We start from the raw sequence: 15,420 nt of genomic DNA on the forward strand, positions 1-15,420 counted from the left end.
GGTAGCGTCAGCTGTGAGCGTCGGGGTTATCGTGCGGGTGCGAGATCCCGTCGGTGCGCATGCAAGTCGCCGCCACCGTCGAAATGGACCCGTCGTTCGGTGAATTCCCACCCGTTCGTGCCCAGCGTGAAGGAATCCTGATAACGGGCTTGAGAGACGAGTTGCAGCGGAAAATCCTCGGTCACCTGTGAGACCGCGACGTAGGACAAACTCGTGGCGGTCTGGCCATCGTCAGCGACATCGACTACGACGTTCGTGACTAGATGCATAGTGCCCAGCCGGTCGCCGTGTACGACCAAGTTCTCTCGCAGCCACGTCTCATGCTCGATGCTTCCCCGGCACGTGGTCTCCGTGGTGATATGCCAGACCCCGTTCTTGAACAGAGCCGCAGCCCCAGTGAAGTCCGCGGCATCTAGGCGCTGGCAGTAGGTATAGATCAAACGGGCGATCTGGTGCTCCGCTTCCCTGTGGTCGTCTCGCGAAATCATGGTTCGATCCTCCTGTCAGAGACTCTCTGAGCCGACTCCGACAGCGTGCGGCGACTGTGCTGGTGGGTGCAGATGTCGCCGGAATCGATGCCGTAACGTCGAAGCCCGTCACTCCACGGTAGGAATCGGACCCCGAATCTGGCAGGGCACGTTTGACCCCCTCAGGCCCAGAAGACCATCGAGGTCAGCAAGCCGGGTTCTCGTCGCCCAGACAGGATGTCCCCGGGGCACCAGGCGACACTGCTCTCAGTGTGGCGCTGAGTCCGCCTGCATCGCGTCAAGGGCAAGGAGTGCCTGGAGAGGAAGAACGCCGTTGCCTAGCGCGGCGTTCGCCTGGTTCACAGTCAGCCCGTGGGCGGGGTCGGTGACCCAGGATTGCGGGAGGCCCATCAGCTATTACACGAACTCTGGCGCTGGCCGCGGGCCTCTTGCCTCGTTCAGGATGGCGGGAGCGGGCGCGGGTCGTCTAGTGATGTGTTCCCATCGGGCGATGGCGTCGGCGTATTGCCCCCAGCTGTGAAGATGTCCTCGATCAGTGCGAACAGCGTCTCCGACTCGTTCCAACTGGCCGGTGAGCCACGCGGTCCGTGGAGAGCGAGGTCGATCACTTGATGGCTCAGAGCGATCGTGCCCCGGCGAGCCCGTACTTGATCCAGGGTCTCGCCGCCGCGGAAGGAGTCCGAAGCGAGTGGCGTCCGGAACAGTGTCTTGGCGGTGGGCGGTGATGAAGATCCGGAACCTGTGATGCGGTGCGCCGGCCAGTGACGCCGGTAGACCGATCCATGGCTCAGTTCGCCGGAAGTCGGCCAGATCGCCGAGTACGGCTCCGTGCGCCCGAAGAGGTCGTGTTGGCTCGTCTCCCAGCAGCCACGGGCCGGGTTCCAGGTTGCGAACGGCTGTTGCACGCTAGTCGGTTGCGTCGTTGGGGTTGCGTTCTTTAGGGGTTGTTCCTTCCAGAACGGCTCGGATTGCGGGTGCAGTGAGCAGGCCGCGGACGTTCTCGATGACGACGAGCTCGGGTTGCAGCGCGTCGATTGCTGCCGCCATGTGGGATCAGAGACCCGAGCGAGTGCCCGGCATCAGGCCGGCGCCCTTGCCGACAGTCGATACGTCCTGGCAAGGGAACCCACCGATCAGCACATCGATCGGTGGAACTGTGGCCCAGTCGATGGTCGAGATGTCGCCGAGGTTCGGAACGCCCGGCCAGTGGTGAGCGAAGACGCGCGCGGCGGGGTCGTTGATCTCCGAGAACCAGACCGTCTCACCACCGGTCGCGAATTCGACGGCGAGGTCAAGACCTCCGTATCCGGAGAACAGCGACCCGATCCGAAGTGGTCGGGCGCTCGAAAGGCGGTCGGACATGAAGTGGCTCCGCAGGTTTCGTGAACCCGGCGGTCGACATCCCGTCACCCGAACGCCGACCTGCCGGGCTGAACACCTGCCAGGTGCACCACTGCCCGCCGTGTGCCGAACGGACCATCCTCAGCACAGCGACGTAATCCCGCCCCGCGAGTCCGCCGCTGCTCCGTCCGGTTCGCCGCCCCCGGGTTTTCGTCTCCCGCCTCATGAGCCGCCACACGTCTTTCAAGAGAGGCCCGCCGCGTCAACCTGAGTTGACAGTGCGGGAATCGATCGCGTCGAGATGCGAGATGCCGACGGCTCACCTCGTCGCTATGACGGTCTCAATGCGCGTGATGTCGGCCGGCGACGGCTACCAGTACCTCCTGCGCACTGTCGCCGCGGGCGATGGCGATCGTGATCTCTCGACGCCGTTGACGAGGTATTACACCGAGGAGGGAACACCTCCCGGTTTCTGGATGGGGTCGGGTCTGCCGTTCCTTGGCGGCGGGGAGCTCGCCGAAGGCGGGCAGGTCTCCGAGGCGCAGCTCCAGCTCTTGGTCGGGATGGGCCGCGACCCGATCACGGGCGAGGCGTTGGGTGAGGCATACCGGAAGTACGCGAGCGTGCAGGAGCGCGTCGACAAGCGCGTCGCGGCTCTCGATCCGGAGCTCGGCCCGGTCTCTCGTGCCGAGCAGGTCGCGGCGATCGAGGCGGAGGAGGCCGAGCGCGGCACCCGCCGGGCGGTCGCCGGCTACGATCTGACGTTCTCGGTGCCGAAGTCGCTCTCGGCGCTGTGGGGGGTTGCGGACGCGGGCACGCAATCGCTGATCGCGGACGCTCATCATCAGGCGGTTGCGGAGGTGATCGCGTTCCTCGAACGAGAGGTCGCGGTCACCCGCGTCGGCGCGGCAGGCCCCGAGGGGGCGGTCGCGCACGCCGATGTCGGCGGAGTCTTGGCGACCGCGTTCGACCACTACGATTCCCGCAGTTCCGACCCCCAGTTGCATACACACGTCGTCGTGAGCAACAAGGTCCTCACCGTGCAGGACCAGGAGTGGCGCACCCTCGCCGGCAGGCCCGTGCACGCCTCGATCGTCGCCCTCTCAGAGTTGTACAACGCGACGTTGGCCGACCGGATCACGGGCACGTTCGGCATCGAGTGGGAAGCGCGGGAGCGGGGTCGGGATCGGAACCCGGCGTGGGAGCTCGCGCCGGTGCCGGAGGCACTGGTGACGGAGTTCTCCTCTCGTACCCGGCAGATCGAGGAGGAGAAGACCCGCCTGATCGACGCTTACGTGCACAGGCACGGCCGCCAGCCGTCCTCGAAGACGGTCTTGAAGCTCCGTGCACAGGCGACGCTCGCGACCCGGCCGGCGAAGCAGATGCATTCCCTCGCCGACCTCACCACCGACTGGCGTACCCGCGCCACCGAGCTGCTGGGCGAGGATGCGACCGGATGGGCACGCACCGTCTCAACGACCGCGGTGCAGTCGGCACTGTTGCGGGCCGATGACGTGCCGCTGGACACGATCGCCGACCTCGGCCGCTCCGTGGTCGAGGTGGTGGGTGAGAAGCGGTCGACGTGGCGGCGCTGGAACCTGCACGCCGAAGCGAGCCGCCAGCTCATGGGCATCAGGTTCGCGACCGCGGAGGATCGCGAGGCGATCACGGGGATGGTCACCGATGCCGCCGAACAAGCGTCGCTGCGGCTGACGCCGCCGGAGCTGGCGTCGAGCCCGTTGTTGTTCCGCCGACCGGACGGGTCGAGCCGCTTCCGCCACACCGGGGCGATCCTGTATTCGACCGAGGAGCTGCTGGCCGCCGAAGACCGCCTCCTCGACCGCTCCCACGCCATGACCGGTCCGACGATCGAGCTTGCGACCGTGGAGAAGATCACCGGCAAGCCCGACGCTGAGGGGCGCCGGCTCGGACCGGATCAAGCCGAGGCGCTCACACGGATCGCGGCCTCCGGCCGGGTCGTGGACGTCCTGGTCGGGCCGGCAGGGGCGGGAAAGACGACAGCGATGAGCGCCTTGAAGCGAGCGTGGGAGAAGGAACACGCTTCCGGCTCGGTGATCGGCCTCGCGCCGTCGGAGACGGCCGCGCAGGTCCTCGGCGAGGAACTCGGCATCGCCACCGACAACACCGCCCGCTGGTGGCAGCGGCATCTTCATCAGGGCCGCACCTTCGAGCAGGGGCAGCTCGTGATCCTCGACGAGGCATCGCTAGCCGGCACCGGCTCCCTCGACCGCATCACCGCCGTGGCAGAAGAAGCCGGCGCGAAGGTCCTCCTGGTCGGTGACTGGTCTCAGCTCCAAGCCGTCGACGCGGGCGGGGCGTTCGGGATGCTCGTGCACGACCGCGACGACGCCCCCGAGCTCACCGATGTGCATCGGTTCTCGGCGTCGTGGGAGAAGACGAACTCTCTGAACCTGCGCCACGGCCGCACGAGCGCGATCGACGTCCTCATCGAGCACGGCCGGGTCCGCGGTGGAGAGCAGGAGACGATGGTCGATGCCGCCTACGCCGCCTGGCGCCACGACTCCCAGAAGGGGCGGGCGTCGATCCTGGTCGCGGAGACGCGGGAGACGGTGACCCAGCTCAACGAGCGTGCCCGCGCCGACCTCATCCTTGACGGCACCATCACCCCCGGACGTGAGGCCGTCCTGCATGACGGGACGAGCGCATCACGCGGGGACCGGGTCATCACGCGCGAGAACAACCGGCATCTGCGCTCGAAGAACGGCAGATCGTGGGTGCGCAACGGCGACCGGTGGACGGTCACTGCCGTGGGCGAGGACGGGTCGATCACCGTTCGCCCCGACGGTCGACGGTTCGGCGGGTCGATGGTGCTCCCGGCCTCGTATGTGGCCGAGCAGGTCGAGCTCGGGTACGCGATCACCGCGCACCGCGCCCAGGGCATCACCGTCGACACCGCCCACGCGGTCGTGACCGCGACGACGACGCGGGAGAACTTCTACGTCGCAATGACCCGCGGCCGCCACGGGAACCACGCCTACGTCGCCACCGACACCGCCGATACCGAGCATGTCGCCCCGCACCCCTCCGACAACCCCGACGCCACCTCCCGCAGCGTCCTCTATGGAGTGTTGCAGCACGTCGGCGCGGAGCTGTCCGCGCACGAGACCATCACCGCCGAGCAGGAACGCTGGGGCTCGATCGGGCAGCTCGCCGCGGAGTACGAGACCATCGCCCAGGCCGGCCAGCACGACCGCTGGGCCACCCTCCTGGAGATCGCCGGCCTCACGGAAGGGCAGGTCGATCTCGTGCTCGGCTCCGACGCCTACGGCGCCCTGTCGACCGAGCTGCGCCGCGCGGAGGCGAACCGCTACGACCTCGACGACCTGCTCCCGCGTCTGGTGGCGGCACGGGGATTCGAGGATGCCGACGACATCGCCTCCGTCCTGCATCACCGCGTCGCTCGCGCCACGACCAGACCTGCCGGGTCCGGCCGCACGAGGCAGGCGCCGCAGCTCATCGCCGGCCTCATCCCATACGCCGCAGGAGTCACAGATCCGGAGATGCACCGGACACTGGTAGAGCGGCAGGAGCTGATCGAGCGTCGCGCGGCCGCGGTCTTCGACCGCGACACCGACGAGGCCGCGCCGTGGACGACCGCGCTCGGCGCGAAGCCAGGGGAGGCGCGTGCCGCGCGGCGGTGGCGCAGGTTCGGGCAGGTCGTTGCCGCGTACCGCGACCGTTACCAGATCACCGACGATCACCCGCTCGGCGCCGTAGCCGGGTCGGAGGCACAGAAGATCGACGCCGCCCGCGCCCAGGCCGCGCTGAGCCGGGCGAAGCAGCTCAGCCAGCAGACCCCGGACACCGAACAGCCGGACCTCAACATCGAGGCCCGGCAGGGGCGCACGCTCTGAGCGACGAGCCTTCGATCACAGGGAACGGCCGGGCAGCTCCTGATCGAGAGCATCGAGGTCCTGCCCGGTACTCAGGCCCTGGTCTCGTGCCGGTGCCTGCTGCCGGCTGGTCGTGAGGGCGGCGACATCGTGCGAGCCGGTCACGAGGGTGGCGGTGCCCTCGCGCAGCAGCAGATGCGTGCCGGTGCTCGCCGCGGACGTGATCGGGCCGGGCACTGCCCCGACGCCCCGGCCGAGGGCGTTCGCTTCTCGGGCGACGTTCAGCGCGCCGGATCGCGCCCCGGCTTCCACGATCACCGTCGCCGAGGACAGCGCCGCGAGGAGCCGACCGCGGGCGATGAACCGGTGCCGCGTCGGAGCCGAGCCGGGCGGCATCTCGCTCAGCAGCAGCCCCAGACCGCCGACCCGTTCGAGCATGTCGCGATGCCCCGCGGGATAGAGCCGGTCCGGGCCGCCGGCCATGACCGCGATCGTGTCACCATCGGCTGCCAGCGCGCCGTGATGTGCGGCGCCGTCGATACCGTAGGCGCCGCCGGAGACGACGATCTGCTCGGCCATCGACGCATCCGCGGCGAGCTCTCCGGCGACATGATCCCCGTAACTGGTCGCGGCCCGAGACCCGGTGATCGTGACCCTCGCATCGCTCCGGGTCGCGAGGTACGACGTCGCCCCTCTCGCCCACAGTACGTAGGGGGCGCGATCGCTCAGCTCGTCGACCGAGACGGGCCAGTGCGCATCGCCAGGGACCAGCGGTGTATATGAGCCGTCGACGGCGTGGGCCAGGTCGTCCGTGAAGCTGACCCGCGAGCCGAACTGCTGGGCGGTGTGGTGCAGGATCGCCGCTTCCTCGGCCCGGAAGCCGGGCATGGGCCCGCCAGCGTCGAGTAGGCGGAGGGTCTCGATGCCGCCTTCGCGTCGCAGCAAGCGACCGATCTTGGCGTCATTGGGCTCGACGATCATCGAGAGCATCACGCGGGCCGTCCGCTCATCGCGGGCGCGGTCAGCCAGAGAAACCATGATCGGGTCCTTCCACTCGCAGGCACTACCGAGCAGGTGCACCCGGAGCAGCGGGGAGACCTTCCCCTTGGCGCGGCTCCGGCGTAAACTCGAAGGCGAAGCGCAGGCTTCCAATCTGTAGGGTCCTCCGGGATCGCCCCTCCGTGGGGCCACCACCAACACGCCGCTTCGATCATTCGACCGTGTTGAAGGAGGCCCGCAATGTTCCTCAGCGACCGCGTCCGACGCCGCTGGCGCCAGAGCGAGAACACCGCCCAGAACCTGGAAAAGACCCGCCGTCTCTTCCCGACGAACCGCATCCGCGATGCCGTCTACACCCGCCGCGGACTCAAGTGGGGTGTTCCCGCGATGCTGCTCGCCGCGCCCTACATCGCCGCCGTCAAGCTCCTGAGCGACGTCATCGACCAGGCCGGCTCGGAGTGGGGATGGCTCCACCTGGTCGTCCTGCTGTGCGCATGGAACGCGCTCAAAATGCTCTGGCTCGGCCCGATGAGCCTCTTCGCCCTCACCCGCGTCCGACACCGCGAGCACATCCAGCACCGCAACGCCCGCCGCGAAGCCGTCCCACGCGCTACGCCGGATGAGGCTCTGGTCATGGCCGGAGGTGCATCATGAAGACCGTCACCTACCGGTACAGCGCGGCGGAGAACCCGACCTGGTTGAACCAGCAAGAAGCCGACTGCCGCCGCTACGCTGACGAGCACGGCCTGACAATCACCGAGGTCTTCACCGACGTCGGGCGCAGTCGCTATGGTCTGCGTGGCGTGCTCGATGCCGTCGAGCGGGAGGACGTGACCGGGCTCATTGTCACCGATCTTGCTCGGCTCGGCTCCAAGTACACCGATCACGTCGCCGTTGTCCAGCAACTCCACGACGCCGGAGTCGACATCCACGTCACCAAAGACCGCACGACGGGTTCCGTCGAGGAGAACCTCAAGCAGGCACACCTCGATGCCGAGGCCCGGCGGTCGTTCCCCTCCGGTGGTAGCGACTCCACGGACTGACCCGTTACGGCCAACTGCTGAGGGCTCCCTGCGTGTCGGACCCGGGTGGGAGGGCCGACGTGAGATCCTGGACGAGAACTTGGGCCGTCGGATGCTTGTGGCGCTTCGCGCACCGTCCCGGCGGCGGGCGGGCTCGCGGCATGTCTCATGGAATCGCCTTCGCAGCTGAATGTGAGGAGGCGTGATGTCCACGATTGAGGACCTTCGCGGTCGCCTCTGGTCCGATGAGCCGTCGAAAGTGGACTTCCTCGCAGCGCGTGCAATCGCGGAAACGGTCTCTGACGCCGTGCTCGATGACGCACTCGATCCATTGGCGATCGGACTGTCCGGCCCGTGGGGTAGCGGCAAGACCACCGTCCTTGAACTTATCAAGGCTGATCTTGACTCCCGTAGCGACCCTGAGAACGCCAAGATCATCACCGTCCGCACCGATCCCTGGCGTTACGACCCTGCCGTGGGCGCGAAGGAGAGCCTGATCGGTGAGGTCCTCGAAGCTATCGCGGCCGAACTCACCGAAAGCCTCAAGGACGTCGAGGAGTCCAAGGGCAAGAAGATCAAGAAGCTCTTGAAGAGACTCTCTGATCGGGTCGACTGGGCCAAGGCGGTCAAGCTCGCCGCCAAGTCTTCGCTCACCCTGCAGATCCCCGGTGTCAGCGAAGTGCTGGATCTCATTCGAGAACCGGCGTCCGAGGGGACTGATACTGGCGACCAGCCACGGGGCCTGGCCGGTTTCAAGGCTGAGTTTGCTGAGCTGTTGGGGGCCGAGGAGATGGCTCACGTGCGCCGGGTGGCGGTGCTGGTCGACGACCTCGACCGGTGCCTGGTGGATACCGTCGTGGAGACATTGGAAGCGATCCGTCTCTTCCTGAGCGTTGAGGGCATGGCGTTCGTCATCGCGGCAGACGAAGACCGTGTCGCTGATGCGATCCGCACCCGCCTGCCGGAGTCGAGCATGCCCACGGAGCGCCCCGAGGACGAAGACGCTCTCCCGGCAGAGCCCCCGTCGAAGCTCTACCTGCACAAGATCGTCCAGACGACCGTGCCACTGCCGGCTCTGGGTGCCTTCGACACTGAGTCGTATGTGCTCTTGCTGCAGTTGCAGAATCGCGTTGACCAGCGTCTCACCGATGAGCAACTCGAAAAGGTCATCACCGAATGCCACCGGCTCCGCATGGCCGGTGCTCTCGACGACCTCCAGGCGCCTGACGGTCTCGACGTCCAGCGAGAGCTGTCTTTCGCGCGTCGGCTCACCACGATCCTCTACGAGAAACTCCGGGGCAACCCGCGGCGTATCAAGCGATTCCTCAACGACCTGAACATTCGTCGATCCATCGCTGCGCGGCGGGGTATCGAGCTCGACTTCGACGTCGTCGCCAAGCTCATGGTTCTTGAAGTTCTCCTGCCGGAACAGTTCCAGTCCGTGCTGTCATGGTTGCGAACCGGTGAGCTTCGAGATCGACTGGAGTCGCTGGAAGCGCAAGCGAACCGTCCGAAGGAATCTCCAGTCCCCGCTCCGCCAGCTGACCTCGCCGACCGCGCACCGGATGAACCCGCCGAAATGGTTGCGGAGGTGACCGGAGCGGAACCGTCCGGCACGGCAGAAGAAGCCCGACCACCCGAAGAGGAGGAAGCGCCGACCCAAGCGATGTCAGCATCCGCGGTCGCACCGCACTTCGCCGAGGACATGATTCGGTGGGCCAAGCTCCCACCGGATCTTCATGACCACGACCTGAGCCCGTACCTGCACTTGGCGGCATCCTTCCGCGGTGACCTCCTCGTCAGTGCTGAGCTTCCCCAACATCTCCGCGATCTGGCCGCGCAGCTGGCCTCGACCCGAACGGTGGACAGGCGGCAGCTCACCGACGAGAGCCTGCGAGCACTCACGACCGACGATGTCGATCAGCTGCTGCGGCACCTGGCACTGCGTGCACGAGACCGTGTCCAGGAACAACGAGGCGCGGTCTCCGGGATCGTCAGGCTCGCCGCTGCACATGTCGCCGTGCAACCGGCCGCGCTTGACGCGTTTCGCCGGCTCCCGGCCTCCGATCTGCAGCCGGGTACCGCCGTCATCCTCGCCGGGATCGAGATCCCCGGGATGAAGGACGTCATCAACGCGTTGGCTGCGCAGCTCCCAGACGGCAACATCAAGAAGGCGCTCACCACGCCGCCACCGAAGGGCGGTAAGCGCTGATGGGAACAAAAGGCTCCTACTCCGGCAGCGCCGCCGGTGGTGATCTGCGCGATGGACTCGACGACTGGCTGGCCAGCCTCCCGGGGGCTGACGGCCAGGCCCCGCCGCCCTCAGACAGCCAGCCCTCGCTTCTCTCCCCGCTGAAGCCGTCCCCGAGCTCACCAGCCGGCAGGGTGCTGCCCACAGCCGCGCTCTTTCGTTCCTCTCGCGGCGGAGGGGGAAGGAGTGGGGGGAATGGCCGCCGGAGCACCGAGAGCCTATCGCGATCGACGACAGCGTCCGCGCGTTCCGCCGGCCGTGGAGCCGCAGCGGCATACGCGTACCGCAGCGGCGACGCGCAGACTCTCCGCGATCTCGGCCTGGACTACGACGCACTTCGAGCCAACCCGAACATCTTCGACGTCGCCCACCAGATCGCACAGAAAGTCTGTGAGGACCTCCCCGCGGGAACGATCGAAACTGCGGAGCAGATGGAGGTCGTCGGCAGACTCGCCGAATGGCTCGTCGAGAGCGACAACACGGGAACGGACGTGTCGCTCGGGCAGATCGCCGAGGAAGCGGTTGCCCTGATCCTGGCCGAGGCATACCTCGTGGAGACCGCATCCACTCTGAATGCCAAGGACATGTCAGGGGCCGAACGCGCGGCGTTCGAGGACGGGATTCGTCAGGCCGCGGAAGAGCTTGCCGCGCACGCGGATCTCTCGCCTAGCGGACCCAGTGCGGAGGAGTTCACGCGCGCGATCGAAGACGGACTGGAATATCTCAGAACCATTCACGAGGCGGATTGAGATGACGCAGTTCGACCTTCGTTTCCAAGTCCCATCGGTGCTCACTCCCGAATCCGCCGAGCGCACGTTCTACTGGCCCACCGCTGGGGCCGGCACCTTCAACACCTCACTGGGGCCCCGGCTGGGCAAGCTCGGCCCGGTGCGACGCGAGAACATCGAACTGTTCCGTCTCGCTGCGATGGTGTACGCCGCAGACCGTTCCGTTCCGCGCCGGGCCGGCGGCGTGAACTGGACCCAACGCCACATCGCTCTGAGCGTCCCCGTCCACGACCCGGCACCCTGGAACGCCATCACGAACCAGCTGCAGCAGCTCCTCGACTTCTTGTCCGGTGACCGATGGACGCTCACCTTCCGTGCAGCACGCATCCCTCGTGAGGACATCGCGCCCAACGGGTATCCCGACGTGCAGCGCGTGGTGCTCATGAGCGGCGGCGCCGACTCCGCCACCGGTGCATTCCTCGCGCGCACCCGGCCCGAACCGCACCTGCTCGTATCTCACGTCGGGGCGACATCGATCTCACCCATTCAGCAGGACGTCGCCGAACGTATACGAGACCTCTGCCCCGAGGGCATCACGCAGCAGCACGCGCAGATCCGCTTCACCCGACGCCAGACGCAACCCGGAGGCCACCGGTTCAAGAATGAGAACACCACGCGAACCCGATCGTTCCTGTTCCTTGCGCTCGGCCTCGCCCTTGCCTCGGTCAACGAGGTGGAGCTCTGGATCCCCGAGAACGGATTCGCGTCACTGAACCCACCCCTGGGCCCTGACCAGCTCGGGAGTCTCTCCACCCGCACCACCCACCCGTGGTTCCTCACCGAACTGTCCAGACTCATTTCCGCCGCTGGCGCATGGGGAACCCTGTCCAATCCATTCGCGGCACAGACGAAGGGCGAGATGTTCCGGTGGCTGGCGGATCAGGTCGGCGATGACCCTGCCTCGGAGCTCCTCAGCGCCACTAACTCGTGCGCGTTTACCAACCGACGATGGCTCGGCGTGACAGCGACCGACCATTGCGGAACGTGCTTCGGGTGCCTGGTGCGCCGGGCATCGTTCGCGGCGGCTGAGCTCACCGACCGAAGCACGTATGTGATCGACGCCCCTCCCAGCGAGGCCGCGAGATCCCAACTCGAAAAAGCGTCGATCCTTCCCAGCATCCGAGGATTCTTGGCCCGCGGAATCCGGGTCAGCGACATCGCAGCGATGCGCCTGCCCGACGGCTACTCCGCAACCGACGCCCGTGACTTGTGCGTCCGCGGCGCGCGCGAGCTGGAGACGCTGACATGACCAACTTGCCGGCCGTTGACCTCCACGCCCACATCGACCCGACGATCGCACCTCGGGACCTTCTGAACCTCCGAGCTGTGATCTTCGCTGCTAGCCGAAGCCTCGACGAGTCGCGTCGCGCCCTCGATCGCCAGCACCACGACTTGCTCGCGATCTGGGGCGTCGGTGTTCACCCAGGAGTAAAGACCGCACTTGACGGCTACGACCCAGAGGAGTTCGAGCGTCTCATCGCCCGCACCCCCTACGTCGGCGAGATCGGACTCGACGCGAGAGTTCCATCCCGCCTCGCCAAACAGCACGAGGTGTTGGCCGCGCTGCTCACACAACTCCAAGTGACGCCTCGCCTCACGTCGATCCACAGCTACCGGGCAACCAGCGAAGTCGTGGAGCATCTCGAACGCACCCCGATCACCGGCGCGATCTTGCACTGGTGGCTGGGCGAGCGGGCCGTCACAAGGCGCGCAGTTGAACTCGGGGCCTACTTCTCGATCAACACCGCCACCCTGCGCCGAAGCGACGCCATCGATCTCATCCCCATGGACCGTCTTCTCCTAGAAACAGACCACCCAGATGGGAACCGCAGCGGAGCCCGCCCGCATCAACCTGGCAACGTCCGCGACGTCGAAGCAGCTCTCGCCAAGCAGCGCGGCGTCACCACTGCTCAGATCCGAGCCCACGCCTGGCGCAACCTCGCCACACTTGTGAACACCACAGGTACGAAGCCTCTGCTGCCACCCCGAGTCGCATCGATCCTCGGGGCGATCGAGTAACACCCAGACAGGGCCCCGAGGCTCACCGCACTCGCCCATGAGTGTCCCGAAGCTTCACACCCGCAGCGAGGAGCGCGACACGCACGGAACTGGGGTTGAATCCAAGGCGCGCGCCCACTCTCGACAACGACTCACCCTGCTCGTAGCGCAGGCACATCTCGCGCAACTGCTCGAAAGACGGCTTCTCACCGCGCAGCCGCACGCCTCGCTCCCGCAACCGGTCAGCGATCCGCTGCCGACTCACGCCCAGATCACCCGCGATCGCCCGCAGGATCTCGCCGCCCTTGTATCGGCGCTCCGCCTCATCCATCATCGCCGCCGTCAACCGCGGAACCGGGTGCGGCAACGGCAGCGAGAAGGCTGGTGCCGCCGCTGACCCGTGCCGACGCCGGATCGCTCGATGTGAGGAGACTGCCAACTGTAGGGCCGGGGCAAGGTTAGAGCACTGTCGCACTACCTCCACCGATAGATGAATTACCCAGAGATGCCTCGTCAGATGACGGGGCATTTTTGCGTCTGGAGATGATCCGCTCCCAGAGGGGTGCAGGCGGGCTCACCCCGCGGCGGCGCTCGCCTCCTCGATTCGCACCTCAAGTCCGTCGAGCACCAGGTCGAGGCCGTGGATGAACTCTCTCCTCTCGGTGACCTGCGTCGGCTCGTCCGTCTCGGGGAAGACGCTCGAGGCGAGCATCTCGGCCACCTGGGGGAAGCGGTCCGCTGTGACGAGCTGCGTCAGCGCCGACCCGTACTCGTGCTCGGCCTCAGCCTGGGCCTGACCTGCGGGGCGGCCGTCGTGGAGGTCCTGCATGAGCAGGATGGACTGTCGCACGAAACCGCTGAGCAGAGTGATCACGCGGATCTTCTCGCGCCACGTCAGCCGGGTCGCGGCCAGGGGTTCGAGACCACGTTCCAGCCAGGCGATCTGATGTGGGCCTGACGGCGCGCGATGCACCGGGATCCGAGGGATCCATGGGCGCCGGACGTACAGGTCCCAGAGGTCAAGCGCCCATTGGCGCAGGCCGGGGCGCCATCCGCCAGGGGGTGCCGACGTGCCGGGCAGTTCGCTCGCGGCATCCATCATCAGGTGGAGCAGATCCTCTTTGGAGCCGATGTGCCGGTACAGCGACATGGCCGTGACGCCCAGCTGGTCGGAGATGCGGGGCAGAGTCACTGCATCCAGGCCTGACGTGTCAGCCAGCTCTACCGCCGTCGTGATCACCGTCTCGAGATCCAGTCTCGGCTTGCGTCCCTGACGCGCCTGGCTCGCAGGGAGCCGCCACTGGCGGCGCATGAGGTCAGGCACGGTGCTGTCGTTCATGGTCCCGATCCGGTGGCTGGTCCGCCCGATGGCTTCGGGCGCGTCCCAGGATACCTGAGGCCACTTAGTATACAATATATAGTTTAGCTGTTATAGTTTCCGCATGGCCCCAGAATCTCCCCAGACGGCGCGCATCGCCACACACCAGAGGCTGCATGACGTCGACGCCCTGCGCGGCTTCGCCCTGCTCGGCATCTTCGTCGTCAACATCACTTTCATGGCATCGGCCTACCCGGGGAACCTGGTGGACGACCCGTCGTTCTCGTCGCCGGTCGACCACATCGCACGCTTCCTCGTCGCGGTGCTGTTCTCGATGAAGTTCTACCTCCTGTTCTCCTTTCTCTTCGGCTACAGCTTCGTCCTCCAGATGGAGGCGTCCCGACGAGCGGGGAAGGCCTTCGTCCCGCGGATGCTGCGCAGGATCCTCGGCCTCTTCCTGCTCGGGGTCGGGCATATCGTGGTGCTGTACGGCGGAGATGTGCTGACCACATACGCCGTGGTGGGTCTGATCCTGGTGGCGATGCACCGCGTGAGAGACGTCGTCGCACTCCGCGCCGCCGGGGCGATCTACGCCTTCGTGCTGCTGTCCCTGATCATGAGTGCTCTGTTCATCGATCGCTCAGCGTTCATGCCCGAAGAGGCTCAGCGGTTGATCATCGCCGCGGAGCAGACTCAGCTCCTGCTGGGCGGTCCCGCCGACGTTGTGGCGCACCACCTCAGCGGACTCGATCTGCTGGTGGTGCAGGCGGCATCACTCCAGGGACCCACTGCCCTGGCGATGTTCCTCCTCGGGATGGTCGCGGCACGACGCGGCCTGTTCACCGCGCTGAGCGAACGCCCTCGTCTGCTGCGGCAGGCCCAGGTCGTCGGTTTCCCGGTGGGCCTCGGCGGAGGCATCGTCTACGCCCTCCTGGGCGCCGACAGCAACACAGTCGCCGTCGCCGTGAGCGTCGCGACGGCGCCGTTCCTGACCGCCGCCTACGTGTCGACCCTGGTGCAGCTCATGCACCGGGCGGCCTGGATCCGCGAGGCGTTCGCGCCGGTCGGTCGGATGGCGCTGTCGAACTATCTGGCGCAGTCGGTGGTCGGCGTCCTCCTGTTCACCGGAGTCGGACTCGGGCTGGCCGGCCGAGTGTCGCCGCCGCTGCTGATCCTGACGGCCTGCATCGTGTTCGCCGGGTCCGTCGTGGCGAGCCGATGGTGGCTGCGGCGCCACCGATACGGACCCGCGGAGCATCTTCTTCGTTGGTTCACGAACTGGAGCCGCCCGAGCAGTCCGCGAGCGACCAGACCGCTGACACGCTGAAGGAGCCGTTCCG

General features: G+C 66.9%; 13 protein-coding genes. 8 read left to right on the top strand and 5 right to left on the bottom strand.

Annotated elements, in window-relative coordinates; all coding sequences use genetic code 11:
- Positions 1–26 precede the first annotated feature (26 nt).
- Both Q7C18_RS04005 and Q7C18_RS04010 read right to left on the bottom strand, forming a co-directional pair.
- Positions 27–488 (bottom strand): nuclear transport factor 2 family protein, encoded by a 462-nt coding sequence (locus Q7C18_RS04005; protein WP_311024294.1) that lies wholly within the window; start codon positions 486–488, stop codon positions 27–29.
- A gap of 1,053 nt (positions 489–1,541) precedes the next feature.
- Positions 1,542–1,850, bottom strand: coding sequence for a DNA cytosine methyltransferase (locus Q7C18_RS04010; protein ID WP_311024295.1), 309 nt, complete (start codon positions 1,848–1,850; stop codon positions 1,542–1,544).
- Positions 1,851–2,161: 311 nt separating this feature from the next.
- On the opposite strand from Q7C18_RS04010, the gene mobF reads away from it, so the two are divergent.
- Positions 2,162–5,725, top strand: a complete 3,564-nt coding sequence (gene mobF, locus Q7C18_RS04015) for a MobF family relaxase (RefSeq protein WP_311024296.1) — start codon at positions 2,162–2,164, stop codon at positions 5,723–5,725.
- A gap of 15 nt (positions 5,726–5,740) precedes the next feature.
- Here mobF and Q7C18_RS04020 read toward each other — a convergent pair whose 3' ends face one another.
- Entirely contained in the window at positions 5,741–6,742 is a 1,002-nt protein-coding gene (locus Q7C18_RS04020) for a DNA-processing protein DprA (RefSeq protein WP_311024297.1), read from the bottom strand.
- A 201-nt stretch (positions 6,743–6,943) separates the two neighbouring features.
- Here Q7C18_RS04020 and Q7C18_RS04025 point away from each other — a divergent pair, with 201 nt between their 5' ends.
- The 6 genes from Q7C18_RS04025 to Q7C18_RS04050 all read left to right on the top strand — a co-directional run bounded on the left by Q7C18_RS04025 (position 6,944) and on the right by Q7C18_RS04050 (position 12,783).
- Positions 6,944–7,357, top strand: coding sequence for a hypothetical protein (locus Q7C18_RS04025; protein ID WP_311024298.1), 414 nt, complete (start codon positions 6,944–6,946; stop codon positions 7,355–7,357).
- Entirely contained in the window at positions 7,354–7,746 is a 393-nt protein-coding gene (locus Q7C18_RS04030) for a recombinase family protein (protein ID WP_311024299.1), read from the top strand. Before Q7C18_RS04025 ends, Q7C18_RS04030 begins: the two co-directional genes overlap by 4 nt.
- 184 nt (positions 7,747–7,930) lie before the next feature.
- On the top strand, positions 7,931–9,937 hold the full coding sequence (locus Q7C18_RS04035; protein WP_311024300.1) for a P-loop NTPase fold protein: 2,007 nt from the start codon (positions 7,931–7,933) through the stop codon (positions 9,935–9,937).
- Positions 9,938–10,407: 470 nt separating this feature from the next.
- Complete coding sequence (locus tag Q7C18_RS04040) at positions 10,408–10,725, top strand: hypothetical protein (protein WP_311024301.1); 318 nt, start codon at positions 10,408–10,410, stop codon at positions 10,723–10,725.
- 1 nt (position 10,726) lies between these two features.
- Positions 10,727–12,013, top strand: a complete 1,287-nt coding sequence (locus tag Q7C18_RS04045) for a hypothetical protein (RefSeq protein WP_311024302.1) — start codon at positions 10,727–10,729, stop codon at positions 12,011–12,013.
- Positions 12,010–12,783, top strand: a complete 774-nt coding sequence (locus Q7C18_RS04050; RefSeq protein ID WP_311024303.1) for a TatD family hydrolase — start codon at positions 12,010–12,012, stop codon at positions 12,781–12,783. Before Q7C18_RS04045 ends, Q7C18_RS04050 begins: the two co-directional genes overlap by 4 nt.
- 22 nt (positions 12,784–12,805) lie before the next feature.
- Here Q7C18_RS04050 and Q7C18_RS04055 read toward each other — a convergent pair whose 3' ends face one another.
- Both Q7C18_RS04055 and Q7C18_RS04060 read right to left on the bottom strand, forming a co-directional pair.
- Positions 12,806–13,096, bottom strand: a complete 291-nt coding sequence (locus Q7C18_RS04055; protein ID WP_311024304.1) for a hypothetical protein — start codon at positions 13,094–13,096, stop codon at positions 12,806–12,808.
- Positions 13,097–13,336: 240 nt separating this feature from the next.
- Positions 13,337–14,101, bottom strand: a complete 765-nt coding sequence (locus Q7C18_RS04060) for a TetR/AcrR family transcriptional regulator (protein WP_311024305.1) — start codon at positions 14,099–14,101, stop codon at positions 13,337–13,339.
- Positions 14,102–14,204: 103 nt separating this feature from the next.
- On the opposite strand from Q7C18_RS04060, the gene Q7C18_RS04065 reads away from it, so the two are divergent.
- The gene (locus Q7C18_RS04065) at positions 14,205–15,407 is read left to right on the top strand and encodes a DUF418 domain-containing protein (protein WP_311024306.1); all 1,203 of its coding nucleotides are present in this window, start codon (positions 14,205–14,207) and stop codon (positions 15,405–15,407) included.
- The last annotated feature ends 13 nt before the right edge of the window (positions 15,408–15,420 follow it).

This window comes from Nesterenkonia sp. CL21, assembly GCF_031705515.1.
Lineage (GTDB): Bacteria > Actinomycetota > Actinomycetes > Actinomycetales > Micrococcaceae > Nesterenkonia > Nesterenkonia aethiopica.